19 protein-coding genes are annotated in these 17,049 nt (G+C 73.1%); 9 read left to right on the top strand and 10 right to left on the bottom strand.

The window, feature by feature from the left end; all coding sequences use genetic code 11:
• Positions 1–71: 71 nt before the first annotated feature.
• The gene (locus tag JQN84_RS21340) at positions 72–692 is read right to left on the bottom strand and encodes a hemerythrin domain-containing protein (RefSeq protein ID WP_204960264.1); all 621 of its coding nucleotides are present in this window, start codon (positions 690–692) and stop codon (positions 72–74) included.
• Positions 693–904: 212 nt separating this feature from the next.
• Between JQN84_RS21340 and JQN84_RS21335 the strand changes: the two genes are divergently transcribed.
• Complete coding sequence (locus tag JQN84_RS21335; protein WP_204960263.1) at positions 905–2,233, top strand: M20/M25/M40 family metallo-hydrolase; 1,329 nt, start codon at positions 905–907, stop codon at positions 2,231–2,233.
• A gap of 46 nt (positions 2,234–2,279) precedes the next feature.
• Positions 2,280–2,945, top strand: a complete 666-nt coding sequence (locus JQN84_RS21330) for a hypothetical protein (protein WP_204960262.1) — start codon at positions 2,280–2,282, stop codon at positions 2,943–2,945.
• A gap of 122 nt (positions 2,946–3,067) precedes the next feature.
• Here the strand turns inward: JQN84_RS21330 and JQN84_RS21325 are convergent, their stop codons facing one another.
• The 6 genes from JQN84_RS21325 to JQN84_RS21305 form a co-directional block, all read right to left on the bottom strand.
• Positions 3,068–3,259: a DUF5703 family protein gene (locus JQN84_RS21325; RefSeq protein WP_088646215.1), complete on the bottom strand. Its 192-nt coding sequence runs from the start codon at positions 3,257–3,259 to the stop codon at positions 3,068–3,070.
• Between the two features lie 74 nt (positions 3,260–3,333).
• The gene (locus tag JQN84_RS21320; RefSeq protein WP_204960261.1) at positions 3,334–3,903 is read right to left on the bottom strand and encodes a thioredoxin-like domain-containing protein; all 570 of its coding nucleotides are present in this window, start codon (positions 3,901–3,903) and stop codon (positions 3,334–3,336) included.
• Entirely contained in the window at positions 3,900–5,114 is a 1,215-nt protein-coding gene (locus JQN84_RS21315; protein WP_204960260.1) for a PqqD family protein, read from the bottom strand. The genes JQN84_RS21320 and JQN84_RS21315 overlap by 4 nt, the downstream gene beginning before the upstream one ends.
• The gene (locus JQN84_RS21310) at positions 5,111–6,214 is read right to left on the bottom strand and encodes a HesA/MoeB/ThiF family protein (protein WP_204960259.1); all 1,104 of its coding nucleotides are present in this window, start codon (positions 6,212–6,214) and stop codon (positions 5,111–5,113) included. The genes JQN84_RS21315 and JQN84_RS21310 overlap by 4 nt, the downstream gene beginning before the upstream one ends.
• A 70-nt stretch (positions 6,215–6,284) precedes the next feature.
• Entirely contained in the window at positions 6,285–6,407 is a 123-nt protein-coding gene (locus JQN84_RS31950; RefSeq protein WP_255470009.1) for a hypothetical protein, read from the bottom strand.
• A gap of 334 nt (positions 6,408–6,741) precedes the next feature.
• The gene (locus JQN84_RS21305) at positions 6,742–7,713 is read right to left on the bottom strand and encodes an aldo/keto reductase (protein ID WP_204960258.1); all 972 of its coding nucleotides are present in this window, start codon (positions 7,711–7,713) and stop codon (positions 6,742–6,744) included.
• A 251-nt stretch (positions 7,714–7,964) separates the two neighbouring features.
• On the opposite strand from JQN84_RS21305, the gene JQN84_RS21300 reads away from it, so the two are divergent.
• The 6 genes from JQN84_RS21300 to mshC all read left to right on the top strand — a co-directional run bounded on the left by JQN84_RS21300 (position 7,965) and on the right by mshC (position 13,440).
• On the top strand, positions 7,965–9,017 hold the full coding sequence (locus tag JQN84_RS21300) for an LLM class F420-dependent oxidoreductase (protein WP_204960257.1): 1,053 nt from the start codon (positions 7,965–7,967) through the stop codon (positions 9,015–9,017).
• Positions 9,014–9,850, top strand: a complete 837-nt coding sequence (locus JQN84_RS21295) for an undecaprenyl-diphosphate phosphatase (protein WP_204960256.1) — start codon at positions 9,014–9,016, stop codon at positions 9,848–9,850. The genes JQN84_RS21300 and JQN84_RS21295 overlap by 4 nt, the downstream gene beginning before the upstream one ends.
• 78 nt (positions 9,851–9,928) lie before the next feature.
• Complete coding sequence (locus tag JQN84_RS21290; protein WP_204960255.1) at positions 9,929–10,633, top strand: histidine phosphatase family protein; 705 nt, start codon at positions 9,929–9,931, stop codon at positions 10,631–10,633.
• 113 nt (positions 10,634–10,746) lie between these two features.
• The gene (locus tag JQN84_RS21285) at positions 10,747–11,322 is read left to right on the top strand and encodes a DUF3090 domain-containing protein (protein WP_204960254.1); all 576 of its coding nucleotides are present in this window, start codon (positions 10,747–10,749) and stop codon (positions 11,320–11,322) included.
• Complete coding sequence (locus tag JQN84_RS21280) at positions 11,319–12,134, top strand: SCO1664 family protein (protein ID WP_204960253.1); 816 nt, start codon at positions 11,319–11,321, stop codon at positions 12,132–12,134. The genes JQN84_RS21285 and JQN84_RS21280 overlap by 4 nt, the downstream gene beginning before the upstream one ends.
• Before the next feature lie 67 nt (positions 12,135–12,201).
• The gene (mshC, locus tag JQN84_RS21275) at positions 12,202–13,440 is read left to right on the top strand and encodes a cysteine--1-D-myo-inosityl 2-amino-2-deoxy-alpha-D-glucopyranoside ligase (protein ID WP_204960252.1); all 1,239 of its coding nucleotides are present in this window, start codon (positions 12,202–12,204) and stop codon (positions 13,438–13,440) included.
• A 112-nt stretch (positions 13,441–13,552) separates the two neighbouring features.
• On the opposite strand, the gene JQN84_RS21270 is transcribed toward mshC, so the two are convergent.
• A complete protein-coding gene (locus JQN84_RS21270) occupies positions 13,553–14,044 on the bottom strand; it encodes an Lrp/AsnC family transcriptional regulator (RefSeq protein ID WP_204960251.1) in 492 nt (163 codons plus the stop codon).
• A 68-nt stretch (positions 14,045–14,112) separates the two neighbouring features.
• Between JQN84_RS21270 and JQN84_RS21265 the strand changes: the two genes are divergently transcribed.
• Positions 14,113–14,991 (top strand): LysE family transporter, encoded by an 879-nt coding sequence (locus JQN84_RS21265; RefSeq protein WP_204960250.1) that lies wholly within the window; start codon positions 14,113–14,115, stop codon positions 14,989–14,991.
• Positions 14,992–15,197: 206 nt separating this feature from the next.
• Here JQN84_RS21265 and JQN84_RS21260 read toward each other — a convergent pair whose 3' ends face one another.
• Both JQN84_RS21260 and JQN84_RS21255 read right to left on the bottom strand, forming a co-directional pair.
• Complete coding sequence (locus tag JQN84_RS21260; RefSeq protein WP_204960249.1) at positions 15,198–15,989, bottom strand: GntR family transcriptional regulator; 792 nt, start codon at positions 15,987–15,989, stop codon at positions 15,198–15,200.
• Positions 15,990–16,103: 114 nt separating this feature from the next.
• On the bottom strand, positions 16,104–16,973 hold the full coding sequence (locus tag JQN84_RS21255; RefSeq protein ID WP_204960248.1) for a PAC2 family protein: 870 nt from the start codon (positions 16,971–16,973) through the stop codon (positions 16,104–16,106).
• Between the last annotated feature and the right edge of the window lie 76 nt (positions 16,974–17,049).

Below are 17,049 nucleotides of genomic sequence, written 5' to 3'. Positions count from 1 at the left end.
GCCACATGTCGATAGACGGAAGGCCCCGGACCGAACCGGGCCGGTGAACCTGACGGATCGGGGCCGGTCGATCACTCTCGCGGACGACGGTTCAGGTCGGCCAGCTGGGTACGCCGGCCGGTCACCACGTCGCGCAGCTTGTCCACCACTCCGACGGCCGGTTCGACGATCCGGTTCCACGGCGGCGTGGCCGGGGTGCCCGGATGCGGCCGGGTCGGCGCCGCCTCCTCGGCGATCTCCCACCGGTTGCCCAGCCGGATCAGCTCCGCGTCGGAGGCCACCTCGCGCAGCGGGGTGACCAGCTCGGCCACTGCGGCGACGTGCCGCCGGATCCGGGCGGCGACGTCGGCCAGCGTCGGGTCGTCCGGCCCGGCGAGGGCCTTCAGCGCGGTCAGCAGCGCCGCGTCCGCCGCGATCTCCCGCTCCACCCGGGCGGTGGCGTCGGGCAGCGCCGCACGCACCGTGGGTAGCAGGTACTGCTCCTCGGCCGACAGGTGCCGCGACACCATGGCGGTGAGCACCTGGAGCACCTCGCGCCGCCGGCCGGGGGCCACCGCGACGTCGGTGACCTCGTCGACCAGGGCGAGCAGCTGCCGGTGTTCGGTGTCGGCGAGGTCGGCCATGCTGCGCCCACCGGGACGGTAGGCGTCGTCGGCGGACGGCGGCAGCGGAGGCAGGGGAACGGCGGACATGACGTCCTCCTCGGCGGGGGTCGGCGGGGGTCGCCGGCCGGTGCGACGGGCGGAACGGGGACGCCAGCGCCGGTACCCGTACCCGGTGATCGGCAAACCGGGGCGACGTCCGCGCCGCGTGCGGCCCCGCCGTCCGGCGGGTGGTCCCAGGTGGCCGCCGCCGGGGCGGCCGGGCCGTTCGCGGCCGGGGCGGCGACTGGTAGAAAGAGGCGATGACGAGCGATGCCGCCTCCGCCGCACCCGACCCCACCGTCGAGGTCGTCGACCTCTGCCGTGACCTGCTGCGCATCGACACCACCAACACCGGCGACAACGACACCAGCGCGGGCGAGCGCCGGGCCGCCGAGTACGTCGCGGAGAAGCTCGCCGAGGTCGGCGTGACCGCCGAGATCCACGAGTCCGCGCCGGGCCGGGCCAACCTGATCGCCCGGATCCCCGGCGTCGACCCCGGCCGCGACGCCCTGCTCGTGCACGGCCACCTGGACGTGGTGCCCGCCGACCCCGACGAGTGGTCGGTGCACCCGTTCTCCGGGGAGGTCCGCGACGGCTACCTGTGGGGCCGGGGCGCGATCGACATGAAGGACTTCGACGCGATGGTGCTGGCGGTGGTACGGCACTGGCAGCGCACCGGCGTCCGCCCGCCCCGCGACATCGTGCTGGCCTACACCGCCGACGAGGAGGCGGGCAGCGACTACGGTGCGCACTTCCTCGTCCAGCAGCACCGGGACCTCTTCGACGGCTGCACCGAGGCGGTCGGCGAGGTCGGCGGCTTCTCCTACTCGATCAGCGACGCCCAGCGGCTCTACCTGATCGAGACGGCCGAGAAGGGGCTGGACTGGGTGCGGCTGCACGCCAAGGGCCGCCCCGGGCACGGCTCGTTCGTCCACGACGACAACGCGGTCACCGCGCTGGCCGAGGCGGTGGCCCGGGTCGGGCGGCACCGGTTCCCGCTGACCGTCACCCCGACCGTCCGGGCGTTCCTGACCGAGTTGTCCGACGTGCTCGGCGTCGCGCTGGACCCGGACGACCCGGAGACCGCCATCGCCAAGCTCGGCCCGATCGCCAACATCATCGGCGCGACCGTCCGCAGCACCGCCAACCCGACCCGGCTGGCCGCCGGCTACAAGGACAACGTCATCCCCGGCCGGGCCACCGCCACCATCGACTGCCGCAGCCTGCCCGGCCAGTCCGAGCTGCTGGAACGGCAACTGCGCGAGCTGGTCGGCCCGGACATCGAGATCGAGTACATCCAGCGCCAGCCCGCCCTGGAGACGACCTTCGACGGCGACCTGGTCGACGCGATGTCGGCGGCGTTGCGGGCCGAGGACCCGGGGGCCCGGCCGGTGCCGTACATGCTCTCCGGCGGCACCGACGCCAAGGCGTTCGCGCAGCTCGGCATGCGCTGCTTCGGGTTCGCCCCGCTGCGGCTGCCGGCGGACCTCAACTTCTCGGCGTTGTTCCACGGCATCGACGAGCGGGTACCGGTGGACGGACTACAGTTCGGCGTGCGGGTGCTCGACCGGTTCCTCCGCAACTGCTGACCGCACCGGTGCCGCACCTTCCCCCATGTCTCGAAGGGACAGCCTCATGACCGACCAGCACGGTGAGCTGGACGCCGCCCTGGAGCGCGTGATCGACGCGGCCCGCGCCCACCTGACGGCCGTGCGGGCCGCGCAGGGGCGGATCGACGACGACGACGACGTGTGGCAGGCGTACGTGGCGTTGAACAACGCCTCCTTCGCCTACGACGAGCAGCTGCTCGACGCGTTCGGCGAGGTCACGCCCTGGGACGTCGAGTCGATCGACCCGGACGAGGCCGACGAGCGGTTCGGCGGGGCGGCCGGGGACGCCGCGGCCACCGACCCGCACCCGCAGGTCATCTCGGTACGCCAGCGCCGCGACTACCGGGTGCCCAGCGTGTCGGCGCTGCTGCGGGTCGCCGAGGTGGCCCGCCGCGAGGGCACCCCCGAGGACGCCGAGCCGGCGCCGGTCGAGGGGGTCGGCGAGGCGGTGTTGGAGCTGTTGCAGAGCGGCGACGGATCGCTGTCCGCCCTGGACGTGCCGGAGCTGGAGCCGCTGGACGGGGTGGTGATGGTCAGCGAGGTCGGCACCCCGGTCGACCTGGAGTCGTTCGACGACGACGACCCGGTGGGCCCGTTCACCCCGGCCGCCGACGACCGGCTGGTGGGCCGGCTCGACGAGCACCCGTTCCTCGACGAGGACGACCACGACCACGCCGGGCACCAGCACTAGGCGCCGGCCGGGGTCGCCCGGCGGCGGCACCGGGGTCGCCCGGCGCGCCGGCCGGCGGCCCCGGGCCGGCCGGGTGCCGGTCGTCGCCGCCCGCAGGGGCAGCGGAGTCGCCGCCCGCAGGGTCAGTAGGACAGGCCCGGTTGGGGTTGGTTGACCCGGCGGCGGCGCAGCACCACCTTGCGGGTGCCGTCCCGGAACAGCTGCACCCGGGCCAACTCCCACCCGGAGAACTCCGCCTGGATCGCCAGCTGCGCCGCGGCGGTCAACCGGTCGACATTCGGCGGCAACCGCAGCGGCGCGTATTCGTAGTCCATGGTCCCTATGCTGCCCAGCCCGGCGGCCCCGCGCCACCCTTTGACCGGTGCGCCGCGCCACCCGCCGCCATCGGTCACACCGCCGCGCAGTCCGTCGCCCCGTGCCGCCAGGAGTGGTCGTAGCGGCCGGCGAGCCGTTCGACGAACTCCTCGACCGCCCGTTCGTCGAAGGAGTCCAGCCGGTCCAGCCGCTGCCAAGCGGTCAACCCGATGCCGTGGCCCAGCGCCGGATAGGGGGCCACCACCACGTCCCGGGGATGGCGGCGGCCGAGCCGCTCCAGCTTCTCGACGTCTCCGGCCGGGACGTCCGGGGCGTACTGCACCAGCACGTGCCCGTGTTCCAGGGCGTGCACCTGGAGCTCCTCCGGCACCGGGTCCCGGTAGACGCCGGGTACGACGACCCGGGGCGAGTGCGGCCCCGACGTGGGCGGCAGCGTCCGGTACGGTTCGTGCGGCGCCCCCTCGTACGCGATGTGCCGGTCGCCCTCGAACGGTTGCGCCGTGCCGGGCAGCCGGTCGCAGGGCAGCGCGGTGTCCCCGCCGACCAGGTTGACCAGCACCCCCACCCCGAGGCTGGACATGGTCGCCACACTGAGCACGGTGACCACCACACTGACCACCGGCCCGAGCCATCTGCGTTTCACGTGGCCAACTTCCCGGCGCGGTAACGATTACGGACGACCACCCCGAGCGGAAGCAGCACGTTCAGCGAGGCGAATGCGGCCAATGCAATTCCCTCCCACCAGTAGACGCTGCCGAACGGCGCTCCGGTCAACACCCCGGCGGCCCACCCGAGTGTCACTTTCGCCCCCGGTAGCAGAAAATGGACGGCGAACCAGACCATCCAGATGACTCCGGCGACATACAACAATCGGTACCAGCGGGACACCCGCAGATCCCGGGCGTGCGCGTCGCGCAGCACGGTGCGTTCGGCCGGGGTCAGCCGACGAATCCATTTCTTGAGGCTGAGCCGGGTCACCTCGTGCAGATTGCGGCAGCCGGTCGCCGTCGCCATCACCAGGTACATGTCGGTACGCAGGTACGCGAGCGTCTGGAAGGCCAGCTTGACGGCCTGGCTGAACACCACCATGGCGAGGAACCGCACCATTCCCGGCGGCAACTCCAGCCAACCCCGCGACCAGGCGAACCGTGGCGCGACGGCGGCGAACAGCAGGATCCCGTCGATGGCCATGCCGGCGAGGAAGGGGCCGTAGCGGCGTTCCGGCGGCAGCGCCCAGAGCCCGGTCAGGTCGGTCTCCAGCACCGGGAAGATCCCCCGGCGTTCCAACCGCAGTTGCGACCGGACGCCGACGGCCGCCCCGGCGAACGCGTGCCACGCCTCGTGCACCACCGTGAGCAGGGCCACCGTGACGTTGGTGATCAGCAGGCTGAGCACCACGTCCGGGAAGATGAAGGTGTCCTCGTAGGTCGGCAGCAGCGACGGTTCGGCGACGAACATCGCCAGCGTGGCGACCAGCGCGCCGACGTACACCGTCCAGGCCACCCGGCCGAACAGCGGCCGGACCAGCCGGGCCGGGATGCGCGACACCGACCAGGGTCGGGCCTGCGCCGGTGGCGGCCCCTCGTCGGACTGCGGGCGGATGATGCCCGCCTCGACGAGCACCTCGACGAAGTCCAGCGCGTCGACCGGTTCACCGGTCTCGCGTTCCACCTCGTCGGCGGCCTCGGCGACGGTCCGGCCGGCCGCGAACAGCGCCACCAGCCGCGCCCCCACCTCCGGCACCACCACGAAGTTTCCGCTGGCCAGGTCGCCGACGACGTACTCGTCCTCCTCCTCCTGGCGGACCACCAGGTGCGCCACGGGTGGGCGGCTGTCCAACCCGAGCACGCTCACCGCTCCTCCTGGACCCAGCCGCAGGTGTCGCACTTCGCGCCGGGCCGGGGATCGACCACGTAGTGGTAGGTCAGGTCGGTCAGGCTCAGGTGGAACATCCGGCCCCGGGTGGTCGTCGGGATGCCGGCGAGGTGGTAGACGGCGTCGAGGGCGGCCAGGTGCCCGGTGAGGTTGGCGGTGGGGGCGATCACCGCGTGCCCGGTGAACCCGAACAGTTCCTCCGGCTCGCTGCCGTACTCCTCGCGCAGCCGGTCGGTGACGCTCGGCAGGCACGCCTCGCAGCAGGTCTGACCGGGCACGAAGAGGCCGATCACCGCCATCGGGCCGGCGTACTGGGCGAGCATCCAGGCCGTGCCGGTGGCCAGGGCGGCCCGGTTGGTCCACTCCCGGATGGCGTGCCGGGGCTGGTCGGCGCAGAGCACCAGCAGGTCGCGGTCGCGCATCAACGCCGCCACGTCCGCCGTCGAGTCGACCCGGGCCTCCTGGCCGGTGACCGTGACGTGGGAGTTCATCCGGCGCAGCCGGGCCACCGCGGTGGCCACCTTGGGGGCGCCGATGTCGTCCTCGGTGTAGAGCAGTTGCCGGGTCAGGTTGCCCGCCTCGACCACGTCGAAGTCGACGCAGTGCACCGTGCCGACCCCGGCGGCCACCAGCGAGGCGGCCACCGCCGATCCGGAGCCGCCGAGCCCCAGCACCACCACCCGGGCGGCCTTGAGCCGGGCCTGCACCTCGTAGCGGGAGCTGCGCGGGGTGAGATCCACCCAGGCGTGGTAGGTGAACGCCCGGTCGTACCTGTCGACCTCGGCGGGGCTCAGCTCGGGCGGAGGCGGAGCGGCGGCGTCCTCGACGTACCCGGCGTCGATGATCGTCTGCATCGCGTCGGTCGCGTCCTCGGCGGCCATCTCGGGGCGTGCGGCGAGCAACGCGGCGACGACCTCGGCCCGGGTCCGGGTGCCGTCCATCAGGCGGAGCAGCTCCCAGAGGCTGCCGTCCTCGTCGTCGATCTCCGCGCCGATCCCCAGCTGCCGACCACCGATGTTGATCAGGGTCGGGTGGAGCCGTACCGGCTTGTGGATGCCCTTGATCCGGGGCCGCTGCATCGGGCGAAGACCTCCTGGACGATGGACGGCCGGGGCGCGGCCTGCCGCGCCCCGGCCGAAACGGGGTGGGTCAGCCGCAGACGTCGTTGCGGCAGCCCGGCTCGCTGATGATGGCGACGGTGGTCTCAAGCCGCTCGAGCTTGCGCACGACGACCTTGGCGGGCTTGCGCTTGACGTCGGTCTTACGGTCCACGGGTCCTCCAACGAAATGGGAGAAACGGCGCGGCGGGGGTCGCTCACGCCGCAATCATTAGAGCACCGTCATTGGTTCGCCACAATGTTTCCGACGGCCTGATCGGACAGTTTCCGTCGGCCTGAATCTCTTTCCGGACAGGCCCACCGAAAATCGGACGCCGAAACCCGGCCCAACAGCGCCAGGAGGTTCGAAGCCGCCTATTCGGACGGAACATCGCAAGCGGCCTGAACCAAATATGGGGCAGTGCCAGTTGGTAAAGGGTGATCGGTGGAATTGACACGTACCGGTGTGCTTTTGGTCCGGTCCGCCACCTTGTGCGCCGGCGGCGGGATCAGCCTTCGCGCTCCGGGTAGCCGACCGGCACGGCGGACACGTCGTCCAGCGCTGTGGTGATCTCCTCCGGCAGGGTCATCCGTTCCACCTGCAACGCGCCGAGCAGTTGCCCCACCGTACGGGCGCCCAGGACCGGCGCGGTCACCCCCGGCCGGTCCCTGATCCAGGCCAGCGCCACCTCCAGCGGCGACACGCCCAACCCGCCGGCGGCGATGCTCACCGCCTCGACGATGCTGGAGCAGCGCGGCTCCAGGTAGGTGGCGACGAACGCCTCGAAGTGGGCCGAGGCCGCCCGCGAGTCCGCCGGGCGGCCGTTGCGGTACTTGCCGGTCAGCACCCCCCGCCCCAGCGGCGACCAGGGCAGCACGCCCAGACCCATCGCGGCGCAGGCCGGCAGCACCTCCCGCTCCACCCCCCGCTCCAGCAGCGAGTACTCCACCTGGGTGGCGACCACCGGCGCCCGCCCCGGCCAGGCCGCCTGCCAGGCGGCGGCACGGGCGGTCTGCCAGCCGGAGAAGTTCGACACCCCGACGTAGCGGACCCGGCCCGAGGCGACCGCGTGGTCCAGCGCGGCCAGCGTCTCCTCCAGCGGGGTGTCCGGGTCGTAGCCGTGCACCTGCCACAGGTCGACGTGGTCGGTGCCGAGCCGGCGCAGCGAGGCGTCCAGCGTGCGCAGCAGGTGCCCGCGTGAGCCGTCCCGCCGCCGGCCGCTGCCCGGCCGCAGCCCCGCCTTCGTGGCGATCAGCACGTCCTCGCGGGGGACCAGGGTGCCCAGCAGCGACCCGAGCACCGACTCGGCGTCGCCGTCGGCGAACACGTCGGCGGTGTCGACCAGGTTGCCGCCCGCGTCCAGGAAACTCTTCAGCTGGGCCGCCGCGTCGTCGGCGTCGGTGTCCCGGCCCCAGGTCATGGTGCCGAGCGCGAGCCGGGAAACCGCCAGCCCGCTTCGGCCGAGCGGTCGCTGTTGCATGGGTGAACCTTATTTCGAACGCGGCGCAACCGATATCCTTGCTGCCGGCATCTCTGCCTGTCGCGTCGCCGATCCGACCGTCACCGCCGTCCGCGACGCCACGGTGTGCACCGGACGCGCCGGTCCGGTCGCTGGCTGTCCATCCCGCCCCGGCGTCCGGGCGTCCGTGCTGCGGTGGCGAGCCGGTGGGCGGCGGGCCCCGGGGCATTGCGTAACCTGATGCGACCTGTGGTGCGGGATGGGGAGGATCAGTGCGACTCGGGCTCAGCCTCGGATATCAGACGGCGTGGAGTACGCCGGCGGACCACCTGGCGCTTGCCCAGGAGGCGGACCGCCTGGGCTACTCGGTGGTGTGGGCGGCGGAGGCGTACGGCTCGGACTCCCCGAGCATGCTCGCCTGGATGGCCGGGCAGACCGAACGGATCGACGTGGGCAGCGCGGTGATGCAGATCCCCGCCCGTACCCCGGCGATGACCGCGATGACCGCCGCCACCATCGACACCCTCTCCGGCGGCCGGTTCCGGCTCGGCCTGGGCGTCTCCGGCCCGCAGGTCTCCGAGGGCTGGCACGGCGTCCGGTTCGGCAAGCCGCTCGCCCGCACCCGCGAGTACGTCGACATCGTCAAGCTGGCGGTGGCCCGCAAGGAGGTCGCCTACGCCGGCGAGCACTACACCCTGCCGCTGCCCGACGGCCCCGGCAAAGCGCTGCGGCTGGGCTTCCACCCGCCGCGCGAGCACATCCCGATCTACCTGGCCGCCGTCGGCCCCAAGAACCTGGAGCTGGCCGGCGAGATCGCCGACGGCTGGCTGGCCGTCTTCTACGCCCCCGAGTTCGCCGACGAGCAGCTCGCCTCGGTCAGCGCCGGCCGGGCCAGGGCCGGCAAGGAGCTGGCCGGCTTCGACGTGGTGCCCTCGGTGCCCGTGGTGGTCGGCGACGACGTGGCCGCCTGCGCCGAGCTGGTCCGCTGGTACGCCGCCCTCTACGTCGGCGGGATGGGCAGCCGGCAGCAGAACTTCTACAACCAGCTCGCCACCCGGATGGGCTACGCCGACGCCGCCCGCCAGGTGCAGGATCTCTACCTGGCCCGGCAGCAGCGCGACGCGGCGGCGGCGGTGCCGATGGAGTTCATCGACCGCACCTCGCTGCTCGGCCCCAAGGAACGCATCGCCGAGCGGATGCGGGAGTACGCGGCCGCCGGGGTGACCACCCTGTCGGTCACCCTGTTCGTGGCCGACCGGGACAGCGGCGTGCAGACCCTGCGCACCGTCGCCGAGGCCCTCGACCTCTCGGGAGTCGGCGAGTGACCTGGGTCGAGGCCATCGTCCTGGGCATCGTCCAGGGGCTCACCGAGTTCCTTCCGGTGAGCTCGTCGGGGCATCTGCGGATCACCTCGGCGATCTTCTTCGACCGGGACGCCGGCGCGTCCTTCACCGCGGTCACCCAGCTGGGCACCGAGGCGGCCGTGCTCATCTACTTCGCCAAGGACATCTGGCGGATCACCAGGACCTGGCTGATGGGGCTGTGGGACCGCTCGGTGCGTTCCAGCCTCGACTACCGGATGGGCTGGTACGTGATCGTCGGCTCGATCCCGATCGGGCTGTTCGGGTTCCTGTTCAAGGACCAGATCCGTACCGCCGGGCGCAACCTGTGGGTGGTCTCCACCACGCTCATCGTGTTCGCCTTCGTGCTGGCCTTCGCCGAGTACTGGGGGCGGCAGAGCCGCACCCTGGTGAACTTCCGGATGCGCGACGGCATCGTGATGGGCTTCGCCCAGGCGATGGCGCTGGTCCCCGGGGTGTCCCGCTCCGGCGGCACGCTCACCGCCGGCCTGCTGCTCAACCTGACCCGGGAGGCCGCCGCCCGGTACTCGTTCCTGCTGGCCATCCCGGCGGTGGTGATGTCCGGCATCTTCAGCGTCGGGGACGTCTTCGAGCCGGCCGCCCCGGGCACCTCGGTGCCCTCGGTGGCGCAGATGGTGGTCGCCACGATCATCGCGTTCGGCATCGGCTACGCGGCCATCGCCTGGCTGCTGCGCTACGTGGCGCACCACACCCTGTACGTCTTCGTGCTCTACCGGGTGGCGCTCGGCACCCTGGTGCTGGCGCTGCTGCTCACCGGCACGATCAGCGCCACCTGACAGTGTCGGCCCACGGCCCCCGACACCACCGCCGGTGTCGGGGGCCGGTTGCGGTCCGGCTGCCCCTAGGGTGGGGGCGTGGCGACCCTTCTGCTTCTGCGACACGGCCGGACGACCGCGAACGCCGACGGCGGGCTGGCCGGCCGCCAGCCGGTCGAGCTGGACGACACCGGGCGGGCCCAGGCCGGCGCGGTCGGCCAGCGGCTGCGCGGCCTGCCGCTTTCGGCGGTGGTGACCAGCCCGCTGATCCGCTGCCGGCAGACCCTGGAGCTGGCCCTTCCGCAGGCCACCCCGGTGGTCGAGGACGGGCTCATCGAGTGTGGCTACGGTGCCTGGGAGGGACAGCCGCTGAAGAAGCTGGCCAAGGAGAAGCTCTGGCCGGTGGTGCAGCAGCACCCCAGCGCCGCGGTCTTCCCCGACGGTGAGTCGATGGCGCAGATGTCGGCCCGCGCGGTCGCCGCGGTACGCGCCTGGGACGCCCGGGTCACCGCCGAACACGGGCCGGAGGCGGTCTGGCTGGCGTGCAGCCACGGCGATGTGATCAAGGCCATCGTCGCCGATGCCCTCGGGGTGCACCTCGACCTGTTCCAACGCATCGTCGCCGACCCGGCCTCGGTCACCGCGATCCGCTACACCCCGCTGCGGCCGTTCCTGGTCCGGCTCAACGACACCGGCGGTGACCTGGCCTCCCTGGTGCCGCCGCCGGCCAAGCGGCGGCGTCGGGCGACCCGGCCGGCCGACTCCGACGCGGCCGTCGGCGGGGGTGCGGGGGCCACCGGCTGAGCCGGCCCACCGGGGGCGGTCGCCGCCGGGCACGGGTCGCGCCGTTTCGCCCTCGGCTGATTCGGCGTCGGTGCCTTGCGCGACCGTTCCACGCTCCGGATAGGGTCGTGGGTATGACCCACCAGGTGCACGCCTTCGAGCCGCCCGAGCGGTTCGTCGCCGGGACCGTCGGGCCGCCCGGGGAGCGCACGTTCTTCCTCCAGGCCCGCGGTGGCGGCCGGCTGGTCAGCGTCGCGCTGGAGAAGGTGCAGGTCTCCCTGCTCGCCGAGAAGCTGGAGGAGCTGCTCTCCGAGGCGCAGCGCCGCTTCGGCGTCGAGCTGCCGGAGTCCCCGGTGTCCGTCGGCGACAACGACCCGCTGGACAATCCGGTCGACGAGGAGTTCCGGGTCGGCACCCTCGGGCTGGCGTTCGACGTGGACTCCGCCACCGTGGTGATCGAGGCGATCGCCGCCGGTGAGGCGGAGGCCGAGGTCGAGCTGGGCGACGACGAGGCCGACGAGGACGACGACGAGGAACCGGACGAGGACCTCGACCGGCTGCGGGTGCGGCTGACCCCCGAGGCGACCCGCGAGTTCATCGAACGGGCCCGCCGGGTGGTCAACGCCGGCCGCCCGCCCTGCCCACTGTGCGGCCAGCCGCTCGACCCGGCCGGGCACCTCTGCCCCCGGCACAACGGCTACCACCGGTGACGTCGTCGGAGGTGCGGCGTCAGGACGCCGACGCCGCGCTCCGGCTGCTGTGCGACGGTGCGCTGGAGCTGGAGGGTCGACTGGTCGACGCCTCCAACACCACCCTGCGGGCGATCCTGACCCTCGACGGCCGTACCGCCAGGTGCGTCTACAAGCCGGTGCGCGGCGAGCGCCCGCTCTGGGACTTCCCCGACGGCACCCTCGCCGGCCGGGAGGTCTGCGCCTACCTGGTCTCCCGGGCCACCGGCTGGGATCTGGTCCCGCCGACGGTGCTGCGCGACGGGCCGCTGGGGCCCGGGTCGTGCCAGCTCTGGATCGACGAACCGGACGACGCCGAGCCGCTTGTCGGTTTCGTGCCGGCCGAGGCGGTGCCGCCGCGCTGGTTCCCGGTGGCCGCCGCCCGCGACGACGACGGCGCGGCGTACGCGCTGGCCCACGCCGACGACCCCCGGCTGGCCCGGCTGGCCGTGCTGGACGCGGTCATCAACAACGCCGACCGCAAGGGCGGGCACGTGCTGGCCGGTGCGGACGACCGGATCTACGGGGTGGACCACGGGGTCTGCTTCCACGTCGAGGAGAAGCTGCGGACCGTGCTGTGGGGCTGGGCCGGCCGGCAGCTCCCACCGGACGCGGTGCAGGTGCTCGACACCCTCGACCGGCAGCTCACCGGCGAGCTGGGGGAGGAGCTGGCGGAGCACCTGACCATCGGCGAGGTGGCCGAGGTGGCCGCCCGGGTGCGGCGGCTGCGCGACACCGGCCGGTACCCGCTGCCGCCGCAGGAGTGGCCGGCGATGCCGTGGCCGCCGATCTGAGCCGTTGTCGTGTTGATCACCCGGGCGGTTCCTTCCGGCGGCCGGGCGGCTCGTTAGGCTGGCGGTCATGGAGTCTTGGGCGGGACACGAGGTGCCACGGCTGCCGGGTGACGGCGGGCCCCTGAGCTTGTACGACTCGGCGCGGCGCGGTCTCCACCCGAGCCGGCCCGCCGGCCCCGCCACCATGTACGTCTGCGGCATCACCCCGTACGACGCGACCCACCTGGGGCACGCCGCCACCATGATCACTTTTGACCTGGTGCAGCGGATGTGGCGCGATGCCGGCCTGACCGTCCGGTACGTGCAGAACGTCACCGACATCGACGACCCGCTGCTGGAACGCGCCGAGCGCGACGGCGAGGACTGGAAGGTCCTGGCGATGCGGGAGACGGCGCTGTTCCGCGAGGACATGGAGGCGCTGCGGATCATCCCGCCGGCGCACTACGTGGGCGCGGTGGAGTCGATCCCGCAGATCGCCGACCGGGTGCAGGAGCTGCTCAAGGACGGTGCCGCGTACCGGCTCGACGACGGCACCGGCGACGTCTACTTCGACATCGCCGCGGCCCCGGCGTTCGGCTACGAGTCGAACCTGACCCGGGAGCAGATGCTGGAGATCTTCCCCGAGCGCGGTGGCGACCCGGATCGGGCCGGCAAGCGCGACCCGTTGGACCCGCTGCTGTGGCGCGGCGCCCGCGACGGCGAGCCGTCCTGGCCGGGCGGCGAGCTGGGTCCCGGCCGGCCCGGCTGGCACATCGAGTGCACGGTTATCGCGCTGAACCTGCTCGGCGACCGGCTCGACGTGCAGGGCGGCGGCAACGACCTGATCTTCCCGCACCACGAGTGTTCCGCCGCGCACGCCGAGCGGCTCACCGGCACGGCCCCCTTCGCCGACCACTACGTGCACGCCGGCATGATCGGGCTGGACGGCGAGAAGATGTCGAAGTCCAAGGGCAACCTGGTCTTCGTCTCCCGGCTGCGCGCCGACCAGGTCGACCCGATGGCGGTCCGGCTCGGCCTGATGTCCGGCCACTACCGCGACGACCGGGCCTGGACCGACGACGTGCTGACCTACGCTCAGCAGCGCCTGGACCGCTGGCGACGGGCCGCCGCCGCGCCGTCCGGGCCGTCCGGCACGGCCTTCCTCGCCGGGGTACGCGAGCGCCTCGGCGACGACCTGGACACCCCTGGCACACTCGCCCTGGCCGACCACTGGGCCGCGGCGGCGCTGTCCGGCACCGGCGACGACCCCCAGGCCCCGTCACTCTTCGCCGACACCATAAACGCCCTCCTCGGCATCCGCCTCTAACCCCCACCCCCCGCGCCGCCCCGCCCCCGCCCCGCCCCCGCCCCGCCCGTCGATCATGGAGTTGTGGTGGGGGTTAAGCCCGGATATGCGACGTTTTCGGAGCCCCGCAACTTCATGATCGACGCAGCGGACGTGGGCCTGGGTCGGGGCGCGGGGGTGGGGGTTGGTGGGGGTGGGGGGTGGGTGGGCGTAGGGCGACCCGGGTTTGGGTCTGCACCACGCCGCAGCTCTTTTTGAGTCGACGCAGCAACGTGTCCAGGGCGGCGGTGTCCCGCAGCCGGGCCCGCAGCAGGTAGTCGTACGGCCCGGTCATGTGCACCGCGTCGACGATCTGCTCGATCGGGGCGATGGCGTCGACGAACGTCTCGTAGTCGGTCCCGACGTCGAGGCGTACGTCGATGAACACCTCCAACCCGCCCCGGAGTTCCGGCGTCTCGTGGCCGGTGACGACGGTGTACCCGAGGATGACGCCGTCGGCTTCCAACCGGCGGACCCGGGCAGCGGTGGCGTTCGTGCTCAGGCCCACCCGTCGACCGATCTCACTGAACGAACACCTCGCATTTTCCTGGAGGATGCCGAGAATCTGCTCGTCCAGACGGTCCACACCGACAATCGTACGTCGACACCGCTCATCTGTCGGTCGCACCCGGCGGGATGCCCCAGACTCGGCGGATGGCTGATGGAATCGTGTTCCTGGCGGTCGCCGGGTTCGCCGCCGGACTGGGGGTGGCCATGCCACTGGGGGCGATCGGGGTGTTGATCGTCCGGGAGGGGATGCTGCGCGGCCACCGTAGTGGCCTGGCCGCCGCGTTCGGGGTCGCCACCGTCGACACCCTCTACTGCCTCGGCGCGCTGCTGACCGGGGCGGCGCTCGCGCCGGTGATCGCCTCGTGGGGGGACGCCCCCCGCTACCTGTCCGGGCTGGTGATCGTCGGGCTGGGCTGCCACCAACTGGCCACCCTGCGCCGCCCCCCGGCACGCCCCGGGGCCGTCCCCGACACCGCCGGAGCCGAGGGGAAATCCACCGGCGGGGCTGGTGCCGAGGGGAAATCCACCGGCGGGGCCGGTGCCGGGCGGAAACCCACCGGCGGGGCCGGTGCCGAGGGGGAACTCATCGGCGGGGCCGGTGCCGAGGGGGAGCTCGCCGGTGGGGCCGGTGCCGAGCGGCACGGCACCGGCGGGGCCCGGCGGGACGGTAGCGGCGGCGGAGTCGAGCGGGACGGCACCGGCGGGCAACGTCCGGCCCGGACCGCGGCCGGACCGGTCTACGTCCGCTTCGTGCTCCTCACCGCGGTCAACCCGTTGACCCTGGTGTACTTTTTCGCCCTGGCCGGGACGGTGAACGCCGTGCCGGGCAGCTGGACGGGGCCCGGGGTGTTCGTCGTCGCCGCCGGGCTGGCCTCCCTGCTCTGGCAGACCGGGCTCGCCACGATCGGCGCGGCCCTCGGTGCCACCGTCCCCGTACGGGTCGCCGACCTGCTCGGGGTGGTCGCCTCCCTGATCGTCGTCGCGCTCGGAGCGACCGTCATCGTGGTCACCGCGCTCACCTGAGGCGCGGCCGACCCCCTTGCGCCCGGTGCCGTGCCGCCGCCGCCGTTGTACGGTGCGGCCCAGCCCTTGTGCGGCCCAGCCCCGATGCGGCCCAGCCCCGATGCGGCCCAGCCCCGGTGCGGGGGCTGGACCGGGACAGGACCGGACCGGGGCTGGGCCGGACCGGACGGGGGCCGGACCGGAGGGCGGGCGGTGCCCGGTCGGGATCAGCCGAGGACCAGTCCGGGGTCGGGGTCGGGGTCCGGCGCGGGGGCGGGAACCTGGTACTCCTCGGTCAGCGTGGTCATCGGGCCGGGCCAGGTGGCCTGGGCGACCTCGATCGGCTTGCGGTGGGCGTCGTAGGCGACGTGCAGCAGGTGCAGCACCGGCGTGTCGGGGCGGATCTGGAGCGTCTCGGCCTCCTCCCGGCTGGGCTGGCGGGCGCTGATGGTGTCGGCGGCGGTGGTGTACCGCCGGCCGGTGGCTTCCTCGGCCTCCTGGTAGAGCGGTCGGCCGAACGCCTCGGCCCGCTCCAGGGAGGTGCCGGCGGTGTCCTTCGGCAGGAACCAGGACGCGCCCACCTCCACCGGGGACTCGTCGGTGCGTACCAGGTGCCGGCGGCAGAGCAGCTCGGTGCCGTCGGCGACCCCGAACGCGTCGGCCACCTCGGGTGGGGCGGGCGACCGACCGACCGAGACGAGCTGCTGGCGGTACCGCGCGGCGAGGTCGGCGTGGTAGCCGCGGAAACCACCGTAGCGGCCCCGGGAGAGCCGGTTGAGCCGCCGCCGGGTGCCCCGCACGTACGTACCGGAGCCGGGTTTGGTGATCAGGATGCCCTCGACCCGCAGCTGGTCGACGGCGCGTTGCACGGTCTGCTTCGCCACCCCGAACATCTCGGCGATGGCCGGGATGGACGGCAGTCGCTCGCCCGGCCCCCAGTCGCCCCGCCGCACCTGGGCCTTGAGCTGCGCGGCGATCTGCCGGTGCGGGAACTCGGCGGCTCCCGGGTTGATCTGCACGCCCGCCTCCTCCTGACAGCTAGGTTCCTAGGATGCCCTAGACGGGGTGACGACGCCACCCCGGACACGCCGAGGGCCCCGGACGCCACGACGCCCGGGGCCCTACGGGGACGACTACCAGGAACCGGCGGTGGGGCCGGCGGAACCGCCCCGGCGGCGCAGGTACTTCTCGAACTCCTGGGCGATCTCGTCACCGGTCAACGGGGTGATGCCCGCGTCGCCGACGCGTTCCTCCAGCTCCCGCACGTACTCGCCCAGCTCGGCGTCCTGCTCGGCGGCGCCACGCACCCGCTGCTCCCACTCGGCGGCCTCCTCGGCGAGGTCGGCCATCGGCACCGGCAGGTCGAGCACGTCCTCGACCCGGTGCAGCAGGGCCAGGGTCGCCTTGGGGCAGGGCGGGTTGTTGGCGTAGTGCGGCACGTGCACCCAGAACGACACCGCGTCGACCTCGGCCCGGGTGCAGGCGTCCTGGAGCACGCCGACGATCCCGGTGGGCCCGTCGTAGCGGGTGGGGGTGAGCTGGTAACGCTGCGCGGCCTGGGCGTCGGAGGCGCTGCCGCTGATCGGCAACGGCCTGGTGTACGGCACGTCGGCCAGCAACGCGCCGAGCAGCACCACCCGTTCGACCTCCAGGCTGTGGCAGATCTCCAGCACCTGCTCGCAGAACGTGCGCCAGCGCATGCTCGGCTCGATGCCCCGGATCAGCACCACGTCGCGGTCGGTGCCCTCGGGGCTGGCCACCACGAACTTGGTGGTGGGCCACTCCACCCGGCGGGTCTCGCCGTCGGACATCGTGATCGTCGGGCGGCTGACCTGGAAGTCGTAGAACTCCTCCGGGTCGATCTCGGTGATCTGGCGGGCCTGCCAGACCTGTTCCAGGTGTTCCACGGCGGCGGTGGAGGCGTCCGCGGCGTCGTTCCAGCCCTCGAAGGCGGCGATCGCCACCGGGGACCGCAGCACCGGCAGCCCGTCGAACTCGGTCACGCCGTCACCTCGCCCCGCTCGTCGCCGACGGTGCCGGGGGTCGGCCCGGTCATCCGCCCGCCGTGCACGGTGGCGT

Source organism: Micromonospora humidisoli, from assembly GCF_016900955.1.
Classification (GTDB): domain Bacteria; phylum Actinomycetota; class Actinomycetes; order Mycobacteriales; family Micromonosporaceae; genus Micromonospora; species Micromonospora wenchangensis.
Note: the sequence above shows the minus strand (reverse complement) of the source record. Positions and strands in the feature narration are given on the sequence as shown.